The organism is Rhizobium sp. LARHSG275 (assembly GCF_052871115.1).
Genome location: NZ_JBIXJN010000005.1, coordinates 301,164 through 328,094, shown reverse-complemented (window position 1 = coordinate 328,094; position 26,931 = coordinate 301,164). Strand labels below are relative to the sequence as shown.

Sequence of the window (26,931 nt, the reverse complement as noted above, 5' to 3'; positions counted from 1 at the left end):
AGGCCCCCTCCCCGGGTGTCGGGCCGGTCGACATGGACCGGCCCGACGTTCGGGAAAACGAGCGGTATCCGGCCATGGCTGGACCATTGACCTTTGATGGCATTCGACTGGACAGGCAACCGGCATGAGCATGGCAACGGATGATGGCGTGAAGGCCCAGCCGCTTCTTTCGCTTCGCGGCATCAACATGACATTCGGCGGTGTGAAGGCACTGAAAAACGTCTCCTTCGAAGTCTTGCCTGGCGAGGTGCATTGCTTGGCCGGCGAGAATGGTTCCGGCAAGAGCACCCTTATCAAGGTGATCTCCGGCGTCTATCGGCCTGCAGACGGCGCCGAGATCATCTTCGACGGCGAGACGATATCCCACATGACGCCTGCCATGGCCCAGTCCCGCGGCATCCAGATCATCTGGCAGGACCTCGCACTCTTTCCGGAAATGAGCGTGGCTGAGAATATTGCCTTCCAGACCCTTTCCGGTTCGCGCCCGCGCTTCGTCAACTATGCTGCGATCCGCAGGACAGCCGAGGACGCGCTCGCCCGGCTTCGCGTCACCCTCGACGTCGACAGACCTCTCAAGGACTTCGCCATCGCGCAGCGTCAGATCGTTGCCATCGCCCGCGCGCTGATTGGAGAGGCCCGGATCGTCTTCATGGACGAGCCGACCGCCTCGCTCACCCAATCGGAGACCGATCATCTCCTGGCGATCGTGCGCACGCTGTCGGCTTCAGGTGTTGCCGTGGTCTTCGTCAGCCATCGTCTTGCGGAAGTGCTGGAAATCTCCTCGCGCATCACGGTGCTGCGCGATGGCGCGCTGGTAGGGGTCTATCCGGTGGAGGGCATGACCCAGTCTAAGATCACCGAGCTGATGACCGGGCGCACCTTCGACCAGAATATTCGTGCCCGCGACCTATCGCAGAACCCGGTCCTGCTTTCTGTCAGCAAGCTTTCACGGCCCGGCGAGTTCGAGGACATCTCCTTTGATCTGCGCCGTGGAGAGACGCTGGGGATCACCGGCCTGCTCGGCTCCGGGCGCACCGAACTTGCGCTGACGCTGTTCGGCATGCGCCGGCCCGCAGCCGGCACGATTATGCTGGAGGGGCGGCCGGTGCGCTTTGCCTCCAACCGCGAGGCGATTGCCGCAGGCGTCGCCTATCTCTCCGAAGACCGCCTTTCGCTCGGTCTCAACCAGCCGCAATCCATCGCCGACAATCTGGTCATGGCATCGCTCAACCGCATCCTGAGCGGTCGGCTCATTTCGATGGAAAAGAAGCGCTCGCTGGTCGCGCGCTGGATCGCCGATCTCGGCGTCAGGATCGGCAAGCAGGACGATGCGATCTCGACGCTTTCGGGCGGCAACCAGCAGCGCGTCGCGATCGCCAAATGGCTCGCCACCGATCCCAAGGTGTTGATCCTCGATGCGCCCACCGTCGGCGTCGATGTCGGCGCGCGCGCCGGCATTTTCGAAATTGTTGCCCGGCTTGCCGAGGCGGGGCTTGCGATCATGCTGATTTCAGACGAGGTGCCGGAGGTCTATTTCAACGCCGATCGGATCATCCATATGGAAAAGGGCCGTATCGCCGGCTGGCACGATCCGCGCGCGACCACACTGAAGGACCTGGAGGCGGCGGTCTATGCGTAAGCTGTTCCTGTCCCATACGACCGAATTTATGCTGTTTGCCGTCATCATCGCGATGAGCCTTGTCCTGGCTTTTACGACCGACCGTTTCTTCACGCTCGGCAATGTCTTCGACCTGCTCAATATCAGCGCGGTCAACATCATTTTTGCCGTCGGCCTGCTCGTGGTGCTGATATCAGGCGGAATCGACATCTCCTTCGCCGTCGCAGCCTCGATCGTGCAATATGTCACTGCACTTGCGCTCGAGCGGATCGGCGGGGGAGGATGGCTAACCGGCTTCCTGATCGCAGCGAGCATCGGCATCGTACTCGGCATGATCAACGCCTTCCTGATCCACCGCTTCCGCATCATCTCGATCGTCGCGACGATTGCGACCTTCAACGTCTATTTCGGCCTGCTGATGTTTTTCACCAAGGGCGTGTCGATTTATAATCTGCCGGACTGGCTGACGAGCCGCGTCATCGTCTACGAGCGCGAAATGGCCGATGGGAGCTGGGCTGAGATTACCTTGCCGGTTGTCGTCATGGCCGTCTGCACGCTCGCCACTTGGCTCTTCATTACGCGCACGACGACCGGCCGGCAGCTCTATGCCTTCGGCGACAATCCGGAAGGCGCGCGCCGCTTCGGCATCAATATCGGCTCCATGCAGTTCCTCGCCTTCGGCTGGCTTGGGTTGATGGCGGGCATCGCCGGTCTCATGCAGGCGCATTATGCGCAGGAGGTGGTGCCGAACGCACTTTATGGCCGCGAACTCGATGTCCTGGCTGCAGTGGTGCTCGGCGGGGCGCGGCTGGGCGGCGGCAAAGGCTCCGTGCTCGGTTGCGTGCTGGGCGTGCTGCTCGTCTCGATCACCCAGAACGGCCTCAACCTGATGGGCGTCTCGCCCTTCGCCTTCAAGATGATCGTCGGCGCGATCATCCTCGTTGCGATCACCTTGTCGAGCGCCCGCATCGGCAATCTGGTGCCGGTGTTTGCGACCCGCAAATCGACCGGTGACAGGTCTGCACACAGCGGAGGGAGCTAATGAACACGCTCGCCGCCCGCTTCAACGCCCTCTTCGGGGCCGACATGGCCGGTCCCCTCGCCGCGCTGGCAGTCGTGCTCATCGTCTTCGGTTTCGCCTCGCCGCATTTTTTGACGGGCGCGACCTTCGGATCGGTTGCCTTTCAGCTTCCCGAGCTTGGCGTTCTGACGCTTGCCATGTTGATGCCGATCCTCACCGGCGGCCTCAACCTTGCGATCACTTTCACCGCCAACATCGCCGGCCTGACGCTCGCCTGGACGCTGCAGGCCAATGGCGGCATCGATGCCGGCCCGGGCGCCTTCCTCCTCGGCTCGGCTCTGGCGCTCGCCGTCGGCGCGGCAAGCGGCCTGGTCATGGGCCTTGTCATCGCCTTTTCCCGCGCCCATCCGATCCTCGTTTCACTGTCGATGATGATCTTCCTGCGCGGCCTCGGCGAGTTCTTGACACGTGGCGGCGATATCTCAGGCTTCCCCACCTTCATAGCTCCGATTGGCCACGGCAGCATCCTCGGCATCCCGGTACCGTTGTTGATCCTGGTCGCCTGCGTCATCGCCAGCCACGTCCTGCTCTCGCGCTCCAAGCTCGGCTTTTCCACCTATATGATCGGCTCCAATATCGAGTCTGCCCGCTATTCCGGCATCAACACCCGCAAGGTCCTGGTGCTGGTCTACATGCTCTCCGGCGTGATGGCAGCGGTTACCGGCATCATTATGCTTGCGCGATTCAATTCGGTGCGCGTCGGCCACGGCGAATCCTACCTGCTCATCACCGTGCTCGCCTGTTTTCTCGGCGGCATCAATCCCTTCGGCGGCTTCGGCCGGGTCCTGCCCGTCTTCGTGGCGCTCATCGTGCTGCAGCTTCTTTCTTCGGGGCTCAACCTGCTCGGCGCCAACCAGCATCTCACCACCGCCGTCTGGGGCATCCTGCTCATCGTCGTGATGGTGCTGCGGTGGCTCTCGGCCAAGTTCATCAAAATCGTGAAATAGGAGATACGACCATGGAAGGTTTCGGCGTTCACACCAGCATGTGGACCATGAACTGGGACCGCGCAGGCGCCGAGAAGGCGATTGCCGGAGCCGTACACTACAAGATGGATTTCATCGAGATCGCGCTGCTCAACGCGCCTGCCGTCGATGCCAAACACACCCGCGACCTGCTTGAAAAAAACAAGCTGCGCGCCGTCTGCTCGCTCGGCCTGCCGGAAAATGCCTGGGCTTCCGTCCGCCCGGATGCAGCGATCGAGCACCTGAGGGTGGCGATCGAAAAGACCGCGGAAATGAGCGCCGAGGCGCTCTCGGGCGTCATCTTCGGCGGTATCGGCGAGCGCACCGGCGTGCCACCGACGCAAGGCGAATACGACAACATCGCCAAGGTGCTCGACGCTGCGGCAAAGCATGCGAAGAAGCACGGCATCCAGCTCGGCGTCGAGGCGGTGAACCGCTACGAGAATCACCTGATCAACTCGGCGCAGCAAGCCGTCGACATGGTGGAGCGTGTCGGCGCGGATAACATCTTCGTCCACCTAGATACCTACCATATGAATATCGAGGAAAAGGGTGCGGCAAACGGCATCCTGATCGCCCGCGATCACCTCAAGTATATCCATCTTTCCGAAAGCGACCGCGGCACGCCGGGCTACGGCAACATCCCGTGGGATGCGATCTATGCCGCTCTTGCCGCAATCGGCTTCAAGGGCGGGCTTGCCATGGAAAGCTTCATCAACATGCCGGCCGAGGTCGCCTATGGCCTGGCCGTCTGGCGCCCCGTTGCGCGCGATATGGAAGAGGTCATGGACAAGGGCCTCCCGTTCCTGCGGAATAAGGCGGAACAATACGGTCTCATCTGACCCGGTTTACCCAATATTCTGGATTCCGCGGCCGCAGGGTGTCTGTCTGAAGAGTTCTCGCCATCACCGGCAAGGCATGGCGCGCCATCTTCAGCACATGCACCGATTTTCATTCGGCTCGTGCATGCGGAAATGACTCTTGAGAAATATCATACTGTTTGTGATATTGTTATTGTCGCTTGTTACATTCCTCCTCCTATGCCATTTTGCCTATCAAATTAGACGCTTGAACGGCTCGCGGCCGGGCTCTAGTTTCGAGGAGATGGCGGCATTTCGTTCGACCACCGATATGGGGAAAATCCTGGATGGCACGCATTACGCTGAGGCAACTGCTCGACCATGCTGCGGAGGAAGGCTACGGCGTTCCCGCTTTCAACATCAATAATATGGAGCAGGCGCTCGCCATCATGGAAGCCGCCGACGCGTGTCATGCGCCGGTTATCATGCAGGCGTCGCGCGGAGCCCGTGCCTACGCCCATGACATCATGCTGAAGCACATGATGGATGCCGTCGTCGAAATCTATCCGCATATTCCTGTCTGCGTGCATCTCGATCACGGCAACGATCCCTCCAACTGCATGACGGCGATCCAGGCGGGCTTCACCTCGGTGATGATGGATGGTTCGCTGAAAGCGGACGCCAAGACGCCTGCCGACTGGGCCTATAATGTCGGCGTCACCAAGATGGTGACTGATATGGCGCATTTCGGCGGCATCTCGGTGGAAGGCGAACTCGGCGTTCTCGGTTCTCTCGAAACCGGCATGGGCGAGGCCGAGGATGGCCACGGCGCCGAGGGCAGGCTTTCGCACGACCAGTTGCTGACCGATCCGGACGAAGCCGTGAAGTTCGTGCGCGAAACCAAGGTCGACGCGCTTGCCATCGCGATGGGCACATCGCATGGCGCCTACAAATTCACCCGCAAGCCGGACGGTTCGGTGCTGGCGATGAACGTCATCGAAGAAATTCACCGTAAGCTGCCGAACACGCATCTCGTCATGCACGGCTCGTCGTCGGTCCCGATCGAACTGCAGGAGATCATCAACAAATATGGCGGCCAGATGAAGCCGACATGGGGAGTGCCGGTCGAAGAAATCCAGCGCGGCATCAAGAACGGCGTGCGCAAGGTCAACATCGACACCGACGGCAGAATGGCGATGACCGGCCAGATTCGCCGCGTGCTGCAGGAGGACCCGAGCGAGTTCGACCCGCGCAAATATTTGAAGCCGGCGATGGCGGCGCTGACCAAGCTCTGCAAGCAGCGCTTCGAACAGTTCGGCACGGCCGGTATGGCGGGCCGCATCACGCCCCTTCCCGTTTCGGAAATGGCGAAACGTTACAAGTCCGGTTCTCTCGATCCGGCTTTCTCCTGAAACTGGGTTAGAGCATGATGCCGAAAAGTGTGAAGCGGTTTTCGGACATCATGCTCTCACCATATAATGTGGAACAGGATTCAGATTTTAGGCCGACCGGCCTAAAATCATCCTGTTCTAGCCCGAGGCCGGGCGCGGTGCCTTTTCCGGCTCGGCGGCGACAGGCCCGCCCGGCAGTGCTTGGCCGTGGAAGCGGCTCAGCTGGCTGACAACGTCATCGATTTCGCTTGCCGTTCGTTCGGCATTCCAATCGAGCGCTGCCCCGGCAACGCCGGCGATTTCCCGCAGGCCTTCCAGCGTCAACCGGCCCTCGATCGCGAGCGTCGTGCGGCGCATTACGATGTCCGACAGATGGACGACGAGTTCGTTCCGGGCGATCCAGTCGATCTCGCGGAGACTGTAACGTGGCGCACCCGTCAGGCGCTGCTCGTCGGAATAGTTTGAAGGGGAAGAAAGCAGTGCCGCAGCCGTCGTGCCGTAGCGGCCGAGCAGCTCGTCGGCTCGCTCGGCAACAACGCCGCTGCGCGAGGCGGTATCCATGATCCAGGCGTTGCGCTGCTTGGCGACAGCCGGAAAGGCCTTGCCGCCGCCGATCGCCAGGTAGCGTGTCGACTGGCTGCGGCTGCGCTGCAGCCGGGAGAGAACGGTGTCGGCGACCTCTTCGGCAAAGCCGCGGAACGTCGTCCACTTGCCTCCGACCAGCGAAATGATCGGAAACGGTCTGCCGTTCTCTGGCTCCTTCACCGGCGCGGAGTGGTCGCGGCTGATCAGCCCCGGTGCGGTCGCATCCGATGCCGGCAGCGGGCGGATGCCGCTATAGCTGTAAACGATCTGATCGCGATCGAAGCGGAGCGTCGGCAGCAGCGAGCGGATGCTTTCGAGGAAATACTCCGTTTCCGGCTCCTCGCAGGAGACATTGTCCGGATCATTCGCCGGAATATCGGTCGACCCGACTAGCGCCAGCCCGAGATACTCGTAGACCAGGCAGATGCGGCCGTCGTCGGCCTCGAAATAGATCATATGGCCGTTGAGGCTTCGCACCAATTCGGGATGGTCAAGCAGGATATGGGATCCCCTGGTGCCGCCGATCAGCCGCGATGGAGCGCCGAGCAAAGTGTTGACCTGATCGATCCAGGGACCTGCCGCATTGACGACCAGCTTGGGAGCGACGCTGAACTCGCGGCCATCGGGCTGACGGAAGCTCAAGCGCCCTTCTGAAACGGCAGCCAGTGTCGCGAAATTTGCCGCGAGGCTCCTCGCATTCGCATCGAGACCATCACGCACGAGCTCATAGACGAGCCGCTCCGGTCTGCTGATCTTGGCATCGTAATAGATGCCGCCGGCGACGATGGCGGGGGTAATATGCGGCATTTCCCTGCGCGCCTGTTTCTTCAGGATCAGCCGGTGGCGCGGCATGACCTGGTCGCGCGAACCGAAGAAGTCGTAGAGCCGAAGCCCGATCTTGATGAGAACCGCGCCACGGCTGCGTGGCGCCGTCTTCGACCCGAAGAGCGTCCGGATCGCTGCCCAGATGCCGCGCGTCCACGAAAAGACCGGAATGAAGGTCGGCAGCGGCTCGACGCAATGCGGCGCGTTCTTGAGCAGGAGATTGCGCTCAAGAGTCGACTGCGCCACCAGCCCGAACTCACCCGTCTCCAGATATTTCAGGCCGCCGTGAATGAGCCGCGATGGTGCGGCGCTCGTGCCGGAACCAAAATCGGCCTTGTCGACGATCAGGCAATTGACACCCTGCATCGAGAGGTCGCGGAACAGGCCGGCGCCGTTGATGCCTGCCCCGATGATCAAAACGTCGATATCGTTCTCGCCGAGGTTCGAGAAGCGCTGCTGCAAATCGGGGGTCATGCTCATCGTCCTCTATCGCCCGCCGCAGCAGGCATTTGTCTTTTCAGTTTGCCGATTGCTCCGGCGCAAGCGCGGCAATCCTAGGCCAAAGAGGGATCATCGCGTCGGCAATATCGCGGAATACCCGGTAACGCATTTCATAATCCGCGCTGCGCGCTGCATCCGGCCGGCAAGTCTTCGCAATGGAGGCGGTGTCGCGCGGATCGCTCTGCGGATCGGCGAAGATACCCACGCCCGACCCGGCACAAAGCGCAGCACCCCAGGCGGCCGCCTCATCCGTCTCGGTTACCGTCACCGGCATGCCAAGCACATCGGCAAACATCTGGACGACGGCAGGATTGCGCGAGACGCCACCGGCGAGCCGCACCTGATCGAAGGCAAAGCCGTCGCGAAGCGCATCGACATGAATGCGATGATTGAAAGCGATGCCCTCGAGCACGGCGCGCAGCATGTCGCCGCGGTCGTGCCATCCACCGAGCCCGAAGAAGCCGGCGCTGGCGGCTGCGCCATAAGGCGAGCCGAACAGATAGGGATGGAAGAGCGCGGTCGAGGGGCGCTCGAAGGCGGCAGCGATCTCGGGCGCTAGTAGGCTATGGATCGAGTTGCCTTGCACCTCGCCATTCTTCCGCTCGGTAGCGCAGAGCGTGTCCAGAAACCAGTCGTAATTGGCTGTCGATGCCGGAGAGATCGACATGCTGTTCCAGATGCCGGGCGCAATCCCGTTGCGGCAAAACCAGCGCCGATCGACACGCGGTTCCGACGAAAGCGTCTCATTGATCGAATAGGTCCCGGCAATGACCGCGACAACGCCCTTGGCATAACCCCCTGCTCCGAGCGCCGAGGCCGTGACGTCGTGCAGACCGGCAACGACCGGCGTTCCTTCGGCAAGGCCCGTCAGCTGCGCGGCTTCACGGGTGACGCGACCGACGATCTGGTCGGAGCGCGAGGCCGGCGGCAGGGCGTGGACGAGATCCTGCAATCCAAACAGCCGCAGGGCGTCCTCGCTGTAGTTCTGCGTCTTGACATTGGTGAAGGAGGTGCTCGCTTCGGTGCGGTCCGTACCGATGATCCCGGTCAGGCAGAACCGCAGCCAGTCCTTGCAGCTGATGAAATGGCCGATGCGCTTATAGCGTTCAGGTTCCATTTCGCGGATCCAGGCAAGCAATGCCGATGGCGCTGAGACATGCGGGATCTGCCCCGTCAGTTCGATCGCCAGGTCGGCGACATCGCTTTTCGTCCACCGGTCGACGATCGCCCCTGTCCGGCTGTCCAGCGAGAGAATGGCCCGGCCGAGCGGCTTTTGGGCGTGATCGAGCAGGTAGATGCCGTCTCCATGCGCGGTAGCGGCAATGCCCTCTATGTCGCTTGCCGGCCGTCCGCTAAGGGAAATTGCCTCTCTGATGGCATCGGCCGTCGCCTTCCACAATTCATCCATGTCGCGCTCGATATGACGGGCCTTCGGAATGAACTGCGTGACGCGGCGCCGGGCGACTGCAAGCGGCGTGCCGTCGATATCGAAGATGACCGCCTTGGTGACTGTCAAACCACTATCGATCCCGAGCACTGTCGGCATTTAAATTTACCTCACGAGGAGCAACGGGCCGGCGCCGTCAGGAGCGCCCTCCGGCGCCCTTGGCGATGACCACGTTGATATCTCTGGACCGCATGCGGTCGATGTGCACCGGCTGGGTCTTGTCGTCGACGATGACGACGTCGAACTCATCCAGTGCTGCGAAACTGTGGAGCGCACGCCGTTCGAACTTGGTATGATCGGCAAGCAGGATGCGCTTTACGGAACAATCGAACATGGCGCGCTTGGTATCGACTGTCTCAGGAGACTGATGCAGCACCGTGCCATCGCTGATCGCCGACATCGAGATGAACGCGACATCTGCCCTGAGAGCCTTGATCTCGTTGATGGTCATGCGACCCATGAAGGCATTGCACCAATTGTAATACTGGCCGCCGAGGGCGAGCAGCGTCACGTCGTGCAGGCCCGTCAGCGCGTTCATCAGCGTCAGGGAATTGGTGATTGCGGTGACCGGCACTTTCGAAGGCAGATGTGCCGCCATCTGAAGAACTGTGGTCGAGTCATCGAAAAAGATCGCCTGCCCCGGTTCGACGAATTGCATGGCCGCCTCGGCGATCAGCTTCTTTTCCGCCGACTGACGGTTCGAGCGGTAGACGTCGCTGGATTCGATGAGATTGGTCGCCGCCGCCGTGACGATGCCGCGCGTCTTCCTGAAGAGGCCGCGGCTGACGAGTTCATCGACATCGCGGTGAGCCGTCATCAGGCTGATCCCAAAGCGGTCGGTCAGGTCTTCAATCCGCATCGAGCCTTCACCCATCACGGCCTCTGCAATCATGCGGCGGCGCGCAATCTGGCGCGTCTGCCGGCTGTCGCTGGTGAGCTGGTCCAACAGATCGTCGTCCCGGCTGGTCTTCTGTGTCACGGGTCACCCCTGTCGCTGAATTGTGGATCCCAGCTTCGTACAGTGATTGCCGCGCCAAGGCAAAAAGGCGAAACGCAACCTAAGATTGAGACGCCGGCCGTCGCTTCCAGCATGAAAATGAGGGCGCTCTCGCGAGCGCCCTCTTCCGTTTACTGCGCCAGAACGAACGGGCCAGTGTACTTGTCGATGTTGTCCTTGGTGATCAACAGGCAATCGAAGAGCTGCTTCTCGCTCTTGGCGCCGGTGTTACCCGTCTTGATCAAATTGTCGGCCTGCTTGACGGCCTCTTCGGAGAAGACGGCAACCGGTTGGAGAACGGTGTATTGGAGTTCGCCCGCCTTGATGGCAGCGACGGCATCCGGCGAACCGTCGAAGCCGCCGACCTTCACATTGGCGAGCTTGCCGGCTTCCTTGAGTGCGGCGATCGCACCGAGCGCCATTTCGTCATTGCCCGAGATGACGCCGACGATATCCGGGTTGGCCTGCAGCATAGACTGCATCTTGTTGTGGCCCTGGGTGCGGTCCCAGTTGGCAACTTCCTTGGCGACCTTCTTCAGATCCGGATACTGCGAAAGGACAGTCTCGTAGCCATTCGACCGTGTTGCAGCGTTGTTGTCGGAAGGAGCGCCGAACAGTTCGGCATAGTTGCCCTTGTCGCCGATCGCTTCGACCCATTGCTGTGCGCCGAGGGCGGCACCCTGTGCGTTGTTGGAAACGAGCTGCGCCTTCGCCAGGCCTTCCTGGTTGATTTCGGCGTTGACGAGGAGGACCGGGATGCCGGCAGCAACGGCCTTCTTGACCGCACCGACGGAACCGTCGGCGTTTGCCGGGTCGAGGATGATCGCCACCGACTTGTTGGTGATCGCCGTATCGATCAGGTTGCTTTCGGTATTGGTGTCACCCTTGTGGGCGTTGACCGAGGCCGTGTAGCCCAGCTTTTCGGCAGTTGCCTTGGCGACGTTGCCTTCCGTCAGCCAATAGGGATTCGACGGATCGTTGACGATGATCGTCATCATGCCCGCTGCCCAGGCCGAGCTTGCCAGAAGCGGTGCTACGGCCGCGGCGGCCAGAAGTATGCGCATGCCTTTCTTAAACATAGTCTCTCTCCCATTCGTGAGTTCAGTTATTGCCGGGGATCCGGCAGTGCTTTCCCCAATCGGCTTCGTGGATTCCAGCCCGCCGTTGCGGATAAGTTTCGGTCTCAGCCGTCAGGACGATTTGACCCTGCGGCCGTATTGGATGCTGTTCATGAGGACGGCGAGAACGATAACCGCGCCGGTAAATACCGTCTGCCAGTAGGCCGAGACGCCGATGATCACGAGGCCGTCCGAAAGGAAACCGATGACGAAGGCGCCGAGCATGGTGCCGCGGACGGTACCGCGGCCGCCGGTCAGCGCCGCCCCGCCGATGACCACGGCTGCGATCGCCGTCAGCTCGTAGGTCGTGCCTGCCGTCGGACCGGCGGAGGTCAGCTGGGAGGAGAGGACCAGGCCGGCGATCGCGGCACAGACGCCCGAAAGCACATAGACGATGATCTTCACGCGCTTGACCGGGACGCCGGAAAGGTCGGCGGCGCGCTCGTTCCCACCTGAGGCGTAGAGCCAGCGGCCGAAGGCGGTGCGGCTCAGCACGATGCCGCAAATGATGGCGAGAACCGCAAGCACGATGACCCCGATCGGAATGCCTGCGAGCCGGTTGAAGCCGAGCCAGTCGAAGCCGGTATTGCCGAGTTCCGGGCGGCCGCCGAGATTGTTGTAGGTCAGGCCGTTGGTCATCAAGAGCGCGATACCGCGGGCGACGTAGAGCACGCCGAGCGAGGCGACGAAGGCCGGCACCTTGAGGTAGGCGATCAACACGCCGTTGACCGCACCGACCAGCGCACCAAGCGCACATGTGATGACGACGACGGCCCAGACCGGCGGATAGAGGATCACGCCGAAATAGGTGAGCGTGACGCCGTGCATCAGGAAACCGGCGATGCAGCCTGCAAGCCCCAGTGTCGAGCCGACCGACAGATCGATGCCGCCGTTGAGGATGACGAGCAGCATGCCGATCGCCAGAATGCCGAAGATCGCGACATGCGACGCCATGATCAGGAAGTTGTTCAGCGTAAAATAATAGGGCGACAGGAACGAGAAGACCGCGATGATGACGATCAGTGCGAAGAAGGCCCGGCCCTCCAGAATGAGACGCACGATATTGGTATTGCGCTTCGGCCCGCTGGAAACTGATTTCTTTTCGGTGACGTTCGTGACTGACATAATCAGTGCTCCATAATCCAGGCTAGTGCGCGATCACGGCTTCGCCGGAGGCGGCCATGATCTTTTCCTTGGTGACATCCGAGCCGAACTCGGCCGATATCCTGCCGCGATGCATGACGATGATGCGGTGCGCGATGCTCAGGCATTCATTGACTTCGGACGTCGAATAGATGACCGCCAATCCCTGCTTGGCGCGCTCCGCAAGCAACTTGAAAACTTCCGCCTTGGCGCCGATGTCGATGCCGCGGCTCGGCTCATCGAGCAGGATGACCTTCGGCTGGGTTGCCAGCACCTTGCCGATGACGACCTTCTGCTGGTTGCCGCCGGAGAGCGAGCCGATCGAAGCTGCACCGCCATCGGTTTTCACATGCACCCGCCGGATCGCGTCATTGACGAGATCGCGCTCCCGATGGCCTGAGGTGAAAAGCCCTTTGGTGAAGGCGCGGATACTCGCAAGCGACAGATTGGAGCCGACCGTCATCGTCTGGACGAGACCGTCGCGCTGGCGATCTTCGGGCACGAGCACGAGACCGCTGGCAATGCGCCCGGCGATGCTGAGCCTAATGACGTCCTGTCCTTCGAGCAGAACCTGTCCCCCACTTGCGCGCAGACGTCCCGCAATACACTCGAGCAGTTCCGTGCGCCCGGCGCCCATCAGCCCGTAGATGCAGACGATCTCGCCGGCACGCACCTTGAGAGAGAGACGATCGACTGCATTATAGGCAGCGCCGGAGGGGCCGGGGACACTGAGATTTTCAATGGAAAGCGAGACGTTTCCGAACGGGTGTCCTTCCGGCGGGCTGCCGAGGTCGAAATTCTCGCCGACCATGTTACGGACGATCCATTCGAGATCAATATCCTTGCGCTCGGCATAGGCCGTCATGTTTCCGTCGCGCAGAACGACGGCGTGATTGGTGATCTGCAGCGCCTCTTCCAGATGATGCGAGATGTAGACGATCGACACGCCGCGGCTCGTCAGGTCGTGGATGACCTTGAAGAGCACTTCCACCTCCGTCGCGCTCAGCGCCGAGGTCGGTTCGTCCATGATCAGGATGCGCGAATTGATGGAGAGGGCTCGTGCAATCTCAACGATCTGCTGCTGGCCGAGACGAAGATCCTCGACGCGAGTTTGCGGATCGATGTCTTCCTCGAGCTCTTCCATCAGCGCCCGGGTCTGACGTTCCTCTTCAGCGAAGTCGACGACACCGCCCTTGATGATCTCCCGGCCCATGAAAATATTGTCGCGCACGCTGAGATTGGGGGCCAGGCTGAGCTCCTGATGGATGATGGAGATCCCGCACTCGCGCGCATGGGTCGACGAGCTGAAGCTGATCGGCGAGCCGTCGAGAATGATCTCGCCGGAGCTTGGCTGCGCCACACCCGAAAGGATCTTCATCAAGGTCGACTTGCCCGCACCGTTCTCTCCGAACAGGGTTGTGACCTGGCCGCGATGGATGTCGAAGTTCACCCCCTTCAAGGCGTGAACGCTGCCGTAGGATTTTGCGATGTTGCGGGCTGCGAGGACGACCTCGCCATTTGCCCCGTTGCTGCGTTGCGGCTGGCTCATTTGAGCTCGACCTTCACCGGCGTGACGAGCCAGTTCTTTGGGTTGATAAGTTTGAAGACGCCGACGACGGTCGCCTGCTTTCCGTCCAGGGCGTCAGCATCCAAGCCCGCAAAAACCGCCTTCTTCATCTCGTTATTGATGGCCGAGCCGGCATCCTGATACTGGATCTGGTTGGTGAACTGGCCGAATTCGATGGTGCCGGTTGCGTCGCGGAGGTCCGTGCCGTTGACCGCAGGACCGGTCTGGACACGGACCACCGTCTCGGGAGGCAGCCCATCGATCTTCATTTCGTTGGTGTTCGACTTGCGGGCGCCGAAAACGCCGGTCAGCGTGACAGGAATGACCGGTCCGGTGCTCGTCGCAGTGCCGTATTTCTCGGCTGCCGCCTTCTTGTCGGCGGCAATGGCGGCCGCGAGATCGGCGGCTGCAACGGCCCGCTCCTCGACATTTGCCTTGATCTTCGGGAACTGCTCGGCGCCGAAGGTTTCCGGAGAGAATACCTGCTGGCGGACATCGTTTTCGGAACCGATCCTGACGACCGTTGTATCGAACGCGATCGCTGCAACGACGATGACCGCCAATGCCGTGCTGACAAAGAGCCCGCGATTGCCGCTGCTCGGCTTTGATGCTGCATGATCGGGCGAGGTACTCATGTCCGGACGGCCTTTGGCTTGGAATGGCAAGATGGAGAGGGCTAGCGCAATGATGATCGCAGGCGGGCTGAAGCATTGCGCCGCACCGGAACAGAAACCGGCGGGCCACCCGCAAGAGCGCAACTCTGGACGAATATTCGCATTGGAAGCCTCCTCAACAAGACCGGCGGCTGTCTCCTCCAACCGCCTGGGCCCGCAAATTTTCCATCAGGAAGCGCACCTTCCATGATAGAAATATGTTACTTATTCCGCAAATGATGTTATATATTTTATAAGCTGTCAACGGCGCTTTCACGGCAACTCGACTGAAATGCACAACCTCACACCTTGTTTATCTCGCTGCGGCGCAGCAAAAAGCGACGGCAAATGCAGACATTTTGACATTTGTCGTTCAGCCGCATGATGGCACCATCCATCTGTTTTTATTGCAGTATATGACAGACAAAACATTGCGCGCGCTGCCGCTTTTGCTGCCGCCCGCCGCTGTCGCCGCGGGGCCGAAGCAAACTCCTTGTTCTTCTATTTTAGATGAAAAAAATTACATCGCTAGAAAAATCTTACTGGCATTGTGGTATCTTTATGTTATATTTTCGAGCGAACTTCGGGAGGTTTCGGCTGCGCGCCAGATCTGGGATTTGCCAAAGGCAGCGCGCTTGCCGTTACCCGTGAAAGGACCGAGGTTGGCAGCCGGATGCATCATCCCAGAGAGTTTAGGGATCGGGAGGACTTCAGATGAATTTGATGCGCGTATTGCCCGCTGCGGCGCTTGCAATGGTGGCGAGATAGGCCTGCGATGACGTCGACCCAGAAGATCATCATTGGCATAGATGCCGGCACCTCGGTCATCAAGGCCGTCGCCTTCGATCCGTCCGGACGCCAGATCGCCACGGCCTCCGTTCGCAACCGATACACCACCGGAGACGATGGCTCGGCAACGCAGTCGCTGGATCGGACCTGGCTCGATTGCGCCAGCGCGTTGCGTGGCCTTAGCGAAAAAGTCCCTGATCTTGCATCCCGCACCGCAGCCATCGCCGTCACCGGACAGGGCGATGGCACCTGGCTCGTCGGCCGCGGCAATAGGCCGGTTGCCGATGCCTGGCTATGGCTCGACGCGCGCGCCGCAACGACGGTTACGGCACTTGCCGGCGGAACCCAGAACCGTGCCCGCTTCGAGGCAACGGGCACCGGCCTCAACACTTGCCAGCAGGGCGCGCAACTTGCCCATATGGACCGCTTCACGCCGGATCTTCTCGATCGGGCGGAGGTGGCGCTGCACTGCAAGGACTGGCTCTATCTCAACCTCACAGGCGTGCGGGCGACCGATCCGTCCGAGGCGAGTTTCACCTTCGGCAATTTCAGAACGCGCCAGTATGATGCAGTGGTGATCGACGCGCTCGGCCTTGACCACAGACGCAGGCTCTTGCCCGAAATCATCGACGGCAGCGAGACCAGCCACCCGCTGACATTGGAGGCGGCGAAGGCCTGTGAGCTTCTTGCCGGAACGCCGGTCTGCCTCGGCTATGTCGACATGGTGATGACGGCGCTTGGCGCAGGCGTGCGCAGCGGCGCTCGCAACGCCGCCTGCTCGACGATCGGCTCCACCGGCGTGCACTTGCGCGCCAAGTCCGTTGCCGACGTTCAGCTCAATCGTGAGGGCACCGGCTATGTGATCGCCCTGCCCATCCCCGGCATCGTCACCCAGGTCCAGACCAATATGGGCGCCACGATCAACATCGACTGGATCCTCGATGTCGCCGCCTATCTGTTGGCCGAGGCCGGGAAGCCTGCTTCGCATGCAGACCTCATTGCGCGCATCGACGACTGGTTTGCAGAAAGCCGGCCGGGGGCGGTGCTTTACCACCCCTACATTTCCGAAGCGGGCGAACGTGGGCCTTTCGTCAACGCCAATGCGCGCGCGGGCTTCACCGGGCTTTCGATGCGTCACAGCTTCCCCGATCTGCTGCGCGGCGTGGTCGAAGGGTTGGGGCTTGCCACCCGAGACTGCTACGCGGCGATGGGCGCGATGCCCGAAGAGCTGCGGGTCACGGGCGGGGCAACACGCTCCGTCGCCCTTCGCCGCTCACTCTCGGCCGCCGTTAACGCACCGATCCGCCAGTCGCGCCGCGAGGAGACGGGGGCGGCCGGCGTGGCGATGATGGCCGCGGTGGCTGTCGGCGTCTATTCCAGCATGGACGATTGCATTGCCGACTGGGTGACGCCGCTGCTCGGCGATCCGGAGACGCCGCATGCCAGCGAGGCTCACCGGTTCGACCGGCTCTTTTCTGCCTATGCCGATGTGCGCCAAGCAATGGCGCCTGCTTGGGACAAGCTTGCCGAAGCCGCAGCGACGTCGCCGGTGGGCGCCTAAATCTGATGCAGCAGGCATCGAAGGAGCATGACATGACCGAACCCGAACTCCTGGATCTCTTCGTCATCGGCGGAGGCATCAACGGCGCGGGGATAGCACGCGATGCTGCCGGCCGCGGCCTGCAGGTCGCGCTGTGCGAAAAGGACGATCTGGCACAGGGAACCTCGTCGCGTTCGGGCAAGCTGGTGCATGGCGGTTTGCGTTACCTCGAATATTACGAATTCCGCCTGGTGCGCGAGGCGCTGATCGAGCGTGAAGTGCTGCTCAACGCCGCGCCGCACATCATCTGGCCGATGCGCTTCGTCCTGCCGCACAGCCCTGAGGATCGACCAGCATGGCTCGTGCGGCTCGGCCTCTTTCTCTATGATCATCTCGGCGGCCGCAAGAAGCTGCCCGGGACCCGCACGCTCAACCTGCTCCGCGACCCGGAAGGCACACCGATCCTCGATCAATACACACGCGGCTTTGAATATTCCGATTGCTGGGTCGACGACGCCCGCCTCGTGACCTTGAATGCGGTCAGCGCAGCGGAAAACGGCGCTTTGGTATTGACCCGCTCGCCCGCCGTGTCGGCCCGCCGCGAGAATGGCGGTTGGACCGTGGTCACCAGAAGCAACACCACGGGAGAGACGCGGACCTTCCGTGCCAAATGTCTGGTGAACTGCGCCGGCCCCTGGGTGATGGACATTATCAATCGCGTCGCTGGTTCGAACTCCAGCCGCAATGTCCGCCTCGTCAAGGGCAGCCACATCATCGTGCCGAAGTTCTGGCCGGGAGCCAATGCCTATCTGGTGCAGAACCACGACAAACGGGTCATTTTCATCAATCCCTACGAGGGTGACAAGGCGCTGATCGGGACGACCGATATCGCGTACGAAGGCCGGGCCGAGGATGTTACCGCCGACGAGACGGAAATCGAGTATCTGCTCCAGGCGGTCAATCGCTATTTCAAGGAAAAGCTGCGTCGCAACGACGTGCTGCACAGCTTCTCCGGCGTGCGCCCGCTGTTTGACGATGGCAAAGGGAATCCGTCGGCCGTTACCCGCGACTATGTCTTCGATCTCGACGAGACCGGCGGCGCTCCGCTGCTCAACGTCTTCGGCGGCAAGATCACCACGTTCCGCGAGCTCGCCGAACGCGGCATGCAGCGCCTGAAGCACATCTTCCCGAACATGGGAGGCGACTGGACGGAGAAAGCGCCGCTGCCGGGCGGCGAAATTCCGAATGCCGACTACGAGAGCTTCGCCAACAGCCTGCGCGATATCTATCCCTGGATGGCGCGCAAGCTCGTGCATCACTACGGCCGTCTCTATGGCGCCCGCGCCAGGAATGTGGTTGCCGGCGCGACAGGCATGGAAGGGCTCGGGAGGCACTTCGGCGGACAGCTCTATGAGGCCGAGGTCCGCTATCTCGTCGCCACGGAATGGGCCGAAACGGCCGACGACATCCTCTATCGCCGCACCAAACACTACCTCCATCTGAACGAAGCGGAGCGCGCGGCCTTTGGCGAGTGGTTTGCTTCAACCCGCCTTGCCGCCGCCTGAAGGATGCCGCCATGTCGCTGACACTTTCGCTCAACACCAATCCGCTGGTGAACCGCTTCGCCGACCCGGACGATCTGATCGATACGGTTGCGCGTGATTTGCGGATCCGCGACCTCCAGCTGACCCACGAATTCATCAATCCGAGCTGGCAGGCGCCGGTGATTAGGCGCCTGACGCGCATGATGAGCGCTGCGCTGAAGCGCACCGGCGTGCGGGTCACCTCGGGCATGACGGGCCCCTATGGGCGCCTCAACCATTTCGGACATCCGGATGCCGATGTCCGCCGCTACTACGTCGACTGGTTCAAGACCTTTGCCGACATCACCGCCGATCTCGGCGGCCACTCGGTCGGAACGCAATTTGCGATCTTCACCTATAAGGACTTCGACGATCCGGCTAGACGCGAGGAGTTGATCGAGATCGCGATCGATTGTTGGGCTGACGTCGCCGAGCACGCGCGCGCCGCAGGCCTCTCCTACTTGTTCTGGGAACCGATGAGCATAGGCCGCGAGTTCGGCGAGACGATCGGCGCTTGCCTGTCGCTGCAGGAGCGGTTGACGGCTGCCGGAATGGCCATTCCGATGTGGATGATGGCGGATGTCGATCATGGCGACATCACCTCCGCCGATCCCGACGACTACGACCCCTATGCCTGGGCGCGCGCCGTCCCGCCGGTATCGCCGATCATCCACATCAAACAGAGCCTGATGGACAAGGGCGGGCACCGGCCCTTTACCGCCGAATTCAACGCCAAGGGCCGCATCCAGCCGGCACCTCTGCTCCAGGCACTGGCCGAAGGTGGAGCAAAAGACAATGAAATCTGCCTGGAACTCTCCTTCAAGGAACGCGAGCCGAACGATCGTCAGGTCATCCCGCAGATCGCCGAAAGCATCGCCTTCTGGGCGCCGCATATCGACACCGGCGTCGCCGACTTGAACATCTGAGGCGGAGATCTTTAAAAGGCAGCACTGCGATACGGCGGAATCGCCGCATGACCTTCGAAAGGGAGCCGTGATGACGGACGCCGATGATACGCTTGCCGTGCGTGCTGCCTGGCTTCACTATGCCGGTGGCCTGACGCAGTCCGACGTCGCTCGCCGCCTTGGCGTGCCGTCGGTAAAGGCCCATCGCCTGATCGCCAGAGCGGTCGCCGATGGCGTCGTCAAAGTCACCATCGACGGGGATATCGTCGAATGCGTCGAGCTGGAGATGCGGCTTTCGGAACGGTTCGGACTTCAATATTGCGAGGTCGCACCCGATCTCGGCGAAGAAGGCTTGCCGCTGCGCGCACTCGGCCATGCCGGCGCCGGCTATCTCAAGCGCGAGATCGAGCGCGGCGACAACCCGGTCATCGGCCTTGGTCATGGCCGCACGCTTTCCGCTGCCGTCCAATATATGCCGAGGGTGAGCGCGAAGAACCTGCGCTTCGTCTCGTTGCTTGGCGGGCTGACACGAAACTATGGCGCCAATCCCTATGACGTGATGCATCGCATCGCCGAAAAGACCGGCGCCCATGCCTATGTCATGCCGGTTCCCTTTTTCGCCAATACCGGCGAGGACCGCGAAGTGCTGAAGGCGCAGCGTGCCGTCAAGGAGGTCTTCGATCTTGCCAATAATGCCGATCTGAAGCTCGTCGGCCTGGGAACTGTCGATGCCGAGGCGCAACTGGTTTTGTCCGGCATGGTCGAACCCGGTGAAATCGACGACATCGCTGCCGCAGGCGGCGTCGGCGAAATCCTCGGACATTTTTTCGACGCCGACGGCCATATCCTCGACACCGCGCTGACGGCGCGCACGCTCTCCGCGTCTTTCCCCAAGACCAAGAAAGAGCGGCTGGTGGCGCTGGCGGGCGGACAGTCGAAAGTGCCGGCCATCCGGGCAATTCTGAATAGCCGCCGCCTTTTCGGGCTGATCACCGACGAGCGAACCGCGCAGGCACTGCTGAAGTAGCTATGGGAAGACAACAACATTTGATCGCAAAATAACACAATAAATGTTGATTACCACGCATACTCCGTTATCTTAACATCAACAAGGGTGGAGAGTGGGATGAGGCGGGAAGAGCGGCAGCAGTTGATCGTCAACCTGCTCGTCGAAAACAAGACCGTCGATCTCGACGACCTTGCCGATCGCTTCACCGTGTCGAAGATGACGATCCATCGCGATCTCGACGATCTCGAGCAGGCCGGCGTCCTGCGCAAGGTTCGCGGCGGCGCGACCATCGACGCCGGAACGCAGTTCGAAAGCGACTTCCGCATTCGCGAGCGCCAGGGCAGCGAGGCCAAGCTGGCTATGGCTGAGACCGCGCTGGAACTGGTCGAGCCGGGGATGACGGTGATGGTGAACGACGGCTCGATGGCGGCCGTGCTCGGCCAAATGTTGCTGCAGAAGCGGCCGCTGACGTTGATCACCAACAACGCGGCGATCATGGAGCGGCTGAAAGGCGAAACCGGCATCACCTTGATCGCGCTTGGCGGCATCTACTCGGCCAAATTCAACGCCTATCTCGGCGTCGTCACCGAGGAGGCATTGTCGCGGCTGAGGGCCGACATCGCCTTCATTTCGACGCCCGCCGTCAGCGGCGGGCTGGCCTATCACATGGACGACAACGTCGTGCGTGCCAAGCGGGCGATGATCGCGTCGTCGACCAGGACCTGTCTCCTCGTCAACCATCAACGCATCGGCCACACCGCCCTGCATGTCATGGCGGATCTGGCTGACTTCGACGCCGTTATCACCGACAGCGCACCCGATGCTGCTGTCCTGGAGGAATTCGAGCAGGCGGGCATCACGCTCACCGTTGCATCAACACAGGATCCGACATGACCGAAAAGCCGCGCTTCTGGATTGGCACCAGCTGGAAGATGAACAAGACGCTTGCAGAAGCCGAGCGTTTCGCCCGCGGTCTCGAAGCTGCCGATGGCACGCGTGACCTGCGCATCCAGCGCTTCGTGATTCCGCCCTTCACGGCCGTGCGCGAGGTCAAGGCGATGCTTGCCAAGACCTCGGTGAAGGTCGGCGCGCAGAACATGCATTGGACCGACCAGGGCGCCTGGACCGGCGAAGTCTCGCCGGTCATGCTGAAGGACTGCAATCTCGATCTCGTCGAGCTTGGCCATTCCGAGCGGCGCGAACATTTTGGAGAGACCGACGAGACTGTGGGTCTGAAGACCGAAGCGGCCGTTCGCCACGGTCTCGTTCCGCTGATCTGCGTTGGCGAGACGCTTTCCGACCGCGAAAGCGGAAAGGCCGCCGACATCCTCGCCACCCAGGTGCGCGGCGCGCTTTCGAAACTTTCGGGTGCGCAAAAAGATGCCGAAATCCTGCTGGCCTACGAGCCTGTCTGGGCAATCGGCGACAAGGGCATCCCGGCGACCGCAGATTATGCGGATGCCCGCCAGTCTGAAATCATCGCCGTTGCCGAAGCCGTGCTGGGCCGGAAGATCCCCTGCCTTTATGGCGGGTCGGTCAACCCGCAGAATTGCGAAGAACTGATCTCGAGCCCGCATATCGACGGGCTCTTCATCGGCCGTTCGGCCTGGAATATCGAAGGTTACCTCGGCATCCTGGCCAAGTGCGCCGCCAAACTCTGAGGAGAAAGACCATGAAGCTTGCCATTGCAGGAGACAGCGCCGGCGAAGGCCTCGCCAAGGTTCTGGCCGACCATCTGAAGGAGCGCTTCGACGTCTACGAAGTCTCGCGCACGAGCGCCGGTGCCGATCCTTTCTACGCCAACCTCTCGGATCGCGTCGCCTCAGGCGTCATCGACGGTACCTACGACAAGGCGATCCTCGTTTGCGGTACCGGCATCGGCGTCTGCATCTCGGCCAACAAGGTTCCGGGCATCCGCGCCGCCCTGACGCACGACACCTATTCGGCCGAGCGTGCCGCGCTTTCCAACAATGCGCAGATCATCACCATGGGAGCCCGCGTCATCGGAGCCGAGCTTGCAAAGTCGATCGCTGATGCGTTTCTTGCCCAGACCTTCGACGAGAACGGCCGCTCTGCCGGTAACGTCAAGGCCATGGATGATCTCGACGCGAAGTACAGCGCCCGTTGAAGAATGCTGGCGGTGAAGTCGGATATATATATATATATATATATATTGGTGGTTGCTGCCTCGTTCAAACGCACGTTTCGACAAAAAGAGTCATCGAAACAATAACATCTCCAGACTCGGAATACGGGAGATCTCCACGTGTTAAGTCCTTGAATTTAGATTCGTTTCGACTCGGAACAATTTGCCAGGTGATTCAGTTGAATCGCGTTGGTTGTGTCAGGGAGTCGCGCAGATGGTTGCCCCGCGGGCGAATTGGAAAGGCTACATCAAGTTTGGAGAAGTCGCGTTTCCTGTCGCGCTCTACACCGCGGCATCCTCCTCCGAGCGGATCGCCTTCAACACTCTGAACCGAAAGACCGGCAATCGTGTTCGGCGCGAGTTCGTCGACAGCCAAACCGGCGATCCCGTCGAGCGCGAGGATCAGGTCAAGGGTTTCGAGATCGAGGACGGGCGATATGTCGTGCTTGAACCCGACGAAGTCGCGTCCGCAATTCCGAACAGCGATAAGACACTTACGGTCGAGGCGTTCATTCCCTGCGATGAAGTCGACGATGTCTATTTCGACAAGCCCTATTACCTTGCTCCCGACAAGTTGGGCGGCGACGCCTATAAACTGCTGCGCGACGGCATGAAAAAGGCCAGGGTTGCTGCAATTGCTCGCACGGTGTTGTTCCGGCGTCTGCGCACCGTTCTCATTCGGCCGCACGGCAACGGCCTGGTCGGTTCCACCTTGAACTATGACTATGAGGTCCGTTCGTCGCAAAAGGCTTTCGAGGAAATGCCGGACCTCAAGATCGAAGGTGAGATGCTGGAGCTCGCCAAACACATCATCAACACGAAAAAAGGCCAATTTGATCCCAAGCAGTTCGACGACCGCTATGAGGCGGCGGTGGCAGAGCTTGTGAAGGCCAAGATTGAGGGCCGGACGCTGCCGAAGAAGAAGACGCCCCCGGCATCCAAGCCCAGCGACCTGCTTCAGGCGCTGCGTGAAAGTGCCGGAATGTCCGCGCCCGCCAAGAGCAAGCGCACTGCAGCTAACGCCAATGCCGGAAAAGGTCGCCAGAAATCAGCGCGTGCGACATCGGCGAAGTCGCGTGGCACCGGCGCCGCTCAACACCGCCGCGCCAGCTGATTGGAGGATGCCATGGCGCTTCGTCCCCACTGGAAAGGCTACCTCAAGCTCTCGCTCGTCACCTGCCCAGTGCAGATGATGCCGGCGACGTCGGAAAATGAGAAGGTCCGCTTCCACACTTTGAACAGAGAGACGCAAAACCGCGTCGTCAGCCATTACGTGGATTCCGTCACCGGCAAGGAGGTGAAGGACGAGGACGAGGTGAAGGGTTATCAACGCGGCGAGAACGAGTATGTCATTCTGGAAGACGAGGAACTCGAAAGTATCGCGCTCGACAGTACCAAGACAATCGACATCGAAGTTTTCGCACCGCGCGACGGCGTCGACTGGATCTGGCTCGATACGCCCTACTATCTTTCTCCGGACGATCCGGTCGGCCAGGAGGCATTTTCGGTCATCCGCGACGCCATGGCTGCCGAGAATATGGTCGGCATATCAAGACTTGTAATCTCAAGGCGGGAACGCGCCGTCATGCTGGAGCCACGCGGCAAGGGCATCGTACTTTGGACGCTGCGTTATGGGGATGAGGTGCGCGATGCCGAGATCTATTTCGAGAAAGTCGATGACCAGCCTGCCGACAGCGAAATGATGCCGCTTGTCCAGCAGTTGATCAAAAAGCAGACGCAGCACTGGAGCCCGAAGATGGTTTCCGATCCGGTTCAGGACAAGCTCCTCGACATCATCGACGCGAAGAAGAAGCAGATGAAAAAGCCGAGCAGGACAACGTCCAAGTCCAAGGAAAAGCAAGAGCCGGCACCAAGCAATGTCATCAACATCATGGATGCCCTGCGCAAGTCGGTCGAAGCGGAAAACCGCCCCGGAAGGCGCTAGGCCTGATCATGACGCGCCCGCGCCGCCCAATTCTGCCCTTGCTCGACGAATCTCACCCAATGCTGCAGTCTCGTCCGATCCGCAAGCGCGATCGCGACCAGCCCAGTCTGCCCTTCGATCCAATGCCGTCGCGCATCGAGCCTTGCCTCGCACTGCTGAAGCCGATTGTGCCCGCGGGGCCGGATTGGCTCTATGAGGTGAAGTTGGATGGCTATCGATTGGCAATCCATATTGAGCCGAAGGGCGTGCGGGTCATCACTCGCGGCGGCCATGACTGGACCCATCGCTTCCCCGCCATTGCCGCGGCAGCAAAAGAGCTGGGGGCAACGACCGGCATTCTCGACGGCGAGGCGGTCGTACTCGACGATCATGGTCGATCGGATTTTGGCGCCCTGCAACGTTCGCTCGGCGGGCGGGGCGGCAAGCGGGTGTCGACCGAGTCAATCCTCGTTGCCTTCGACCTTCTCTATCTCGATGGACACGATCTGACAGGCACCGAGCTTGACGTACGCCGGCACCTGCTTGAAGACCTGATACCGGACGGCGATGATCAGACGATCCGCATCTCCGAAGAAGTAGACCTGCCGGCCGAAGACCTCCTCGAGCACGCCTGCCATCGTCATCTGGAAGGCATCATTGCCAAACATCGCGACCGGCCCTACCGCAGTGGCCGCACGGGCGACTGGCTGAAGATCAAGTGCGTCCAGAGCGAGAGCTTCATGATCGTCGGTTATGAGCAGTCAGCATCCGCCCGCGGCGGCATCGGCAGCCTGCTTGTGGCCGGCAGACAAGGCTTCGACTGGGTTTACGTGGGGTCGGTGGGGACTGGTTTCACTGCCAGGGATGCTGAACACCTGAAAAAGACGCTGGACCGGCTGAAGACGAGCCGGCCGGTCGTTCCCTTGAAGGGCAAGCGCCTCGTCTTCGTCCAGCCGACGCTGATTGCCGAGATCGAGTTTCGCGGCTGGACCGATGACGGCAATCTCCGCCATGCGTCCTACAAGGGGCTGCGCGAGGTTCAAGACAACGCCGCTGTCTTCGATATGACTGGCTTGATGGGCGATTGAGGGACGATACGTCGCCGCCAGGCCTTCACGATGCTGACGGGGGGAGCCAGGACCAGACATCGCTCCATACGACGACCTGTCGCCCGGCACGCCGGCGACCGAGCAGGTCGGCTAACCGATAGACAATAGAAAGTGACAATCATGGCAAACCCGCCTCGCCGACCTACCAATCCAATGGATGCTGCCGAAGCATTGTTCAAACCCGCGAAGAAGAAGGCGGAACAAGCTGTTGAGCGGCCAGCATTGCCAAATGTCAAGGAGCTTGTTTCGCTCAAGATCGACAGTGATGTGCTTGCCTTTTTCCAGGAAAATGGCGCTGGCTGGCAGGATCGTATCAACGATACGTTGCGCGCTGCGATGAAGAACGGTCTCTGACCTGTTGCACCATCTTGTACGCCACGGGTGGTCGCCGTGATGCCCAATGCACTGCACAGGCTACTCCGCAGCAGCGTCGTACATGTTCTCTTCGCCTTTTTGGCAATGGGCAGCTGGGCGGTTTTTGCCAACCGCGCGCACGCCATGCCATTGCCACTCTATGCCGGCCTTGTGCAGGGTACGATATCCGCCTGCCTGACGCTTTTCCTGAAATCCACCATCGACTGGCTTTCAAAGCGCTTCGTCGCATCCGTGCGATTTTGGGCGCCGCCCCTCATTGCCTGTATCGGCTCAGCCAGCATTCTCGTGGCAATCCATGCGGCGAGCGGTACGCCGGAAATACTCAAGACCATCGCATTTCCGCTGCTCGTATCGACGAGCTACGCGGCAATTTACAATTATTCGATCTCGGCAAGACGAGGTGTCGATACATGATGGGAAGGCTCCGCTGCGGAAAGCGACGGCGTGCCCGCGGTAGACTGTCACTCCTTCACTGCACCGGTCATCGAGGAGACGCCGTGGTCCACGAAGGACGAGTAGCGCATGACCACTGCCTGAGGCACATCTAAAGCGTAACCCTTAGGAAGAAGCCATCCGCATCGCCAACGACACCGAATACGGCGTGTCCTCCGCCGTCTTCAGCCGGAATGCCCAACGGCAATGGCGGTTGCGGCGCGGATCGAATCCGGCATCTGCCACATCAATGCCCGAGCGTGCACTCTACGGGGCGAAAGATCTGCATCACAACCACGCCATCGTGCTCCAGCGCTTTCTCGGCAAAGACTGACGCGTCGGCGACCGACATTATGACAAGCGCCCTTTCCGTGTCCGAAATTTCCGGGAACCTTTTCGACAAACCTGCATCCAACGTTCGCTTCCGA

The 26,931-nt window shown here is 61.0% G+C and carries 25 protein-coding genes and 1 pseudogene; 19 read left to right on the top strand and 7 right to left on the bottom strand.

What is annotated here, in order from left to right; genetic code table 11:
- Positions 1-124 precede the first annotated feature (124 nt).
- The 5 genes from ACIPSK_RS08725 to fba all read left to right on the top strand — a co-directional run bounded on the left by ACIPSK_RS08725 (position 125) and on the right by fba (position 5,876).
- Positions 125-1,639: a sugar ABC transporter ATP-binding protein gene (locus ACIPSK_RS08725; protein WP_222295874.1), complete on the top strand. Its 1,515-nt coding sequence runs from the start codon at positions 125-127 to the stop codon at positions 1,637-1,639.
- Complete coding sequence (locus tag ACIPSK_RS08720) at positions 1,632-2,660, top strand: ABC transporter permease (RefSeq protein WP_446532899.1); 1,029 nt, start codon at positions 1,632-1,634, stop codon at positions 2,658-2,660. The genes ACIPSK_RS08725 and ACIPSK_RS08720 overlap by 8 nt, the downstream gene beginning before the upstream one ends.
- Positions 2,660-3,646 (top strand): ABC transporter permease, encoded by a 987-nt coding sequence (locus tag ACIPSK_RS08715; protein ID WP_162115732.1) that lies wholly within the window; start codon positions 2,660-2,662, stop codon positions 3,644-3,646. The genes ACIPSK_RS08720 and ACIPSK_RS08715 overlap by 1 nt, the downstream gene beginning before the upstream one ends.
- Positions 3,647-3,657: 11 nt before the next feature.
- A complete protein-coding gene (locus ACIPSK_RS08710; RefSeq protein WP_162115733.1) occupies positions 3,658-4,506 on the top strand; it encodes a sugar phosphate isomerase/epimerase family protein in 849 nt (282 codons plus the stop codon).
- A gap of 305 nt (positions 4,507-4,811) precedes the next feature.
- Complete coding sequence (fba, locus tag ACIPSK_RS08705; RefSeq protein WP_017967829.1) at positions 4,812-5,876, top strand: class II fructose-bisphosphate aldolase; 1,065 nt, start codon at positions 4,812-4,814, stop codon at positions 5,874-5,876.
- Positions 5,877-5,993: 117 nt separating this feature from the next.
- On the opposite strand, the gene ACIPSK_RS08700 is transcribed toward fba, so the two are convergent.
- From ACIPSK_RS08700 to ACIPSK_RS08670, 7 genes are all read right to left on the bottom strand, one after another.
- Positions 5,994-7,745, bottom strand: a complete 1,752-nt coding sequence (locus ACIPSK_RS08700; protein ID WP_446532898.1) for a glycerol-3-phosphate dehydrogenase/oxidase — start codon at positions 7,743-7,745, stop codon at positions 5,994-5,996.
- Positions 7,746-7,782: 37 nt separating this feature from the next.
- On the bottom strand, positions 7,783-9,312 hold the full coding sequence (locus tag ACIPSK_RS08695; protein ID WP_446532897.1) for an FGGY-family carbohydrate kinase: 1,530 nt from the start codon (positions 9,310-9,312) through the stop codon (positions 7,783-7,785).
- A gap of 37 nt (positions 9,313-9,349) precedes the next feature.
- Positions 9,350-10,192, bottom strand: coding sequence for a DeoR/GlpR family DNA-binding transcription regulator (locus tag ACIPSK_RS08690; protein WP_003562490.1), 843 nt, complete (start codon positions 10,190-10,192; stop codon positions 9,350-9,352).
- 149 nt (positions 10,193-10,341) lie between these two features.
- Positions 10,342-11,289 (bottom strand): D-ribose ABC transporter substrate-binding protein, encoded by a 948-nt coding sequence (locus tag ACIPSK_RS08685; RefSeq protein ID WP_017967825.1) that lies wholly within the window; start codon positions 11,287-11,289, stop codon positions 10,342-10,344.
- 111 nt (positions 11,290-11,400) lie between these two features.
- Positions 11,401-12,453 carry an ABC transporter permease gene (locus tag ACIPSK_RS08680; RefSeq protein WP_003562489.1) on the bottom strand — a complete coding sequence of 351 codons (1,053 nt, stop codon included), beginning with the start codon at positions 12,451-12,453 and terminating at the stop codon, positions 11,401-11,403.
- A gap of 22 nt (positions 12,454-12,475) precedes the next feature.
- Positions 12,476-14,020: a sugar ABC transporter ATP-binding protein gene (locus ACIPSK_RS08675; RefSeq protein ID WP_222295871.1), complete on the bottom strand. Its 1,545-nt coding sequence runs from the start codon at positions 14,018-14,020 to the stop codon at positions 12,476-12,478.
- On the bottom strand, positions 14,017-14,673 hold the full coding sequence (locus ACIPSK_RS08670; RefSeq protein ID WP_446532896.1) for a DUF2291 family protein: 657 nt from the start codon (positions 14,671-14,673) through the stop codon (positions 14,017-14,019). Before ACIPSK_RS08670 ends, ACIPSK_RS08675 begins: the two co-directional genes overlap by 4 nt.
- A 377-nt stretch (positions 14,674-15,050) precedes the next feature.
- Between ACIPSK_RS08670 and ACIPSK_RS08665 the strand changes: the two genes are divergently transcribed.
- The 14 genes and pseudogenes from ACIPSK_RS08665 to ACIPSK_RS08600 all read left to right on the top strand — a co-directional run.
- Positions 15,051-15,470 (top strand): hypothetical protein, encoded by a 420-nt coding sequence (locus ACIPSK_RS08665; RefSeq protein ID WP_222295869.1) that lies wholly within the window; start codon positions 15,051-15,053, stop codon positions 15,468-15,470.
- Positions 15,467-17,041, top strand: coding sequence for an FGGY family carbohydrate kinase (locus ACIPSK_RS08660; RefSeq protein ID WP_446532895.1), 1,575 nt, complete (start codon positions 15,467-15,469; stop codon positions 17,039-17,041). The genes ACIPSK_RS08665 and ACIPSK_RS08660 overlap by 4 nt, the downstream gene beginning before the upstream one ends.
- Positions 17,042-17,073: 32 nt before the next feature.
- Positions 17,074-18,585 carry a glycerol-3-phosphate dehydrogenase gene (locus ACIPSK_RS08655; protein WP_446532894.1) on the top strand — a complete coding sequence of 504 codons (1,512 nt, stop codon included), beginning with the start codon at positions 17,074-17,076 and terminating at the stop codon, positions 18,583-18,585.
- Between the two features lie 11 nt (positions 18,586-18,596).
- On the top strand, positions 18,597-19,529 hold the full coding sequence (locus tag ACIPSK_RS08650; protein ID WP_446532893.1) for a sugar phosphate isomerase/epimerase family protein: 933 nt from the start codon (positions 18,597-18,599) through the stop codon (positions 19,527-19,529).
- Between the two features lie 70 nt (positions 19,530-19,599).
- Complete coding sequence (locus ACIPSK_RS08645; RefSeq protein ID WP_260299173.1) at positions 19,600-20,535, top strand: sugar-binding transcriptional regulator; 936 nt, start codon at positions 19,600-19,602, stop codon at positions 20,533-20,535.
- A gap of 99 nt (positions 20,536-20,634) precedes the next feature.
- Entirely contained in the window at positions 20,635-21,411 is a 777-nt protein-coding gene (locus tag ACIPSK_RS08640) for a DeoR/GlpR family DNA-binding transcription regulator (RefSeq protein WP_446532892.1), read from the top strand.
- Positions 21,408-22,178, top strand: a complete 771-nt coding sequence (locus tag ACIPSK_RS08635) for a triose-phosphate isomerase (RefSeq protein WP_446532891.1) — start codon at positions 21,408-21,410, stop codon at positions 22,176-22,178. Before ACIPSK_RS08640 ends, ACIPSK_RS08635 begins: the two co-directional genes overlap by 4 nt.
- A gap of 11 nt (positions 22,179-22,189) precedes the next feature.
- Positions 22,190-22,645, top strand: coding sequence for a D-erythrulose-4-phosphate isomerase (gene derI / locus ACIPSK_RS08630; protein WP_446532890.1), 456 nt, complete (start codon positions 22,190-22,192; stop codon positions 22,643-22,645).
- Positions 22,646-22,877: 232 nt separating this feature from the next.
- Positions 22,878-23,777 (top strand): non-homologous end joining protein Ku, encoded by a 900-nt coding sequence (ku, locus tag ACIPSK_RS08625; RefSeq protein ID WP_446532889.1) that lies wholly within the window; start codon positions 22,878-22,880, stop codon positions 23,775-23,777.
- Between the two features lie 12 nt (positions 23,778-23,789).
- On the top strand, positions 23,790-24,608 hold the full coding sequence (ku, locus tag ACIPSK_RS08620) for a non-homologous end joining protein Ku (RefSeq protein ID WP_170255489.1): 819 nt from the start codon (positions 23,790-23,792) through the stop codon (positions 24,606-24,608).
- Between the two features lie 8 nt (positions 24,609-24,616).
- Positions 24,617-25,675, top strand: a complete 1,059-nt coding sequence (gene ligD / locus ACIPSK_RS08615) for a non-homologous end-joining DNA ligase (RefSeq protein WP_446532888.1) — start codon at positions 24,617-24,619, stop codon at positions 25,673-25,675.
- 141 nt (positions 25,676-25,816) lie between these two features.
- A complete protein-coding gene (locus ACIPSK_RS08610) occupies positions 25,817-26,050 on the top strand; it encodes a BrnA antitoxin family protein (RefSeq protein ID WP_446532887.1) in 234 nt (77 codons plus the stop codon).
- Positions 26,051-26,089: 39 nt separating this feature from the next.
- A complete protein-coding gene (locus ACIPSK_RS08605) occupies positions 26,090-26,485 on the top strand; it encodes a hypothetical protein (protein WP_446532913.1) in 396 nt (131 codons plus the stop codon).
- Between the two features lie 148 nt (positions 26,486-26,633).
- Positions 26,634-26,755: pseudogene (locus tag ACIPSK_RS08600) on the top strand (aldehyde dehydrogenase family protein); the annotation flags it as partial.
- Between the last annotated feature and the right edge of the window lie 176 nt (positions 26,756-26,931).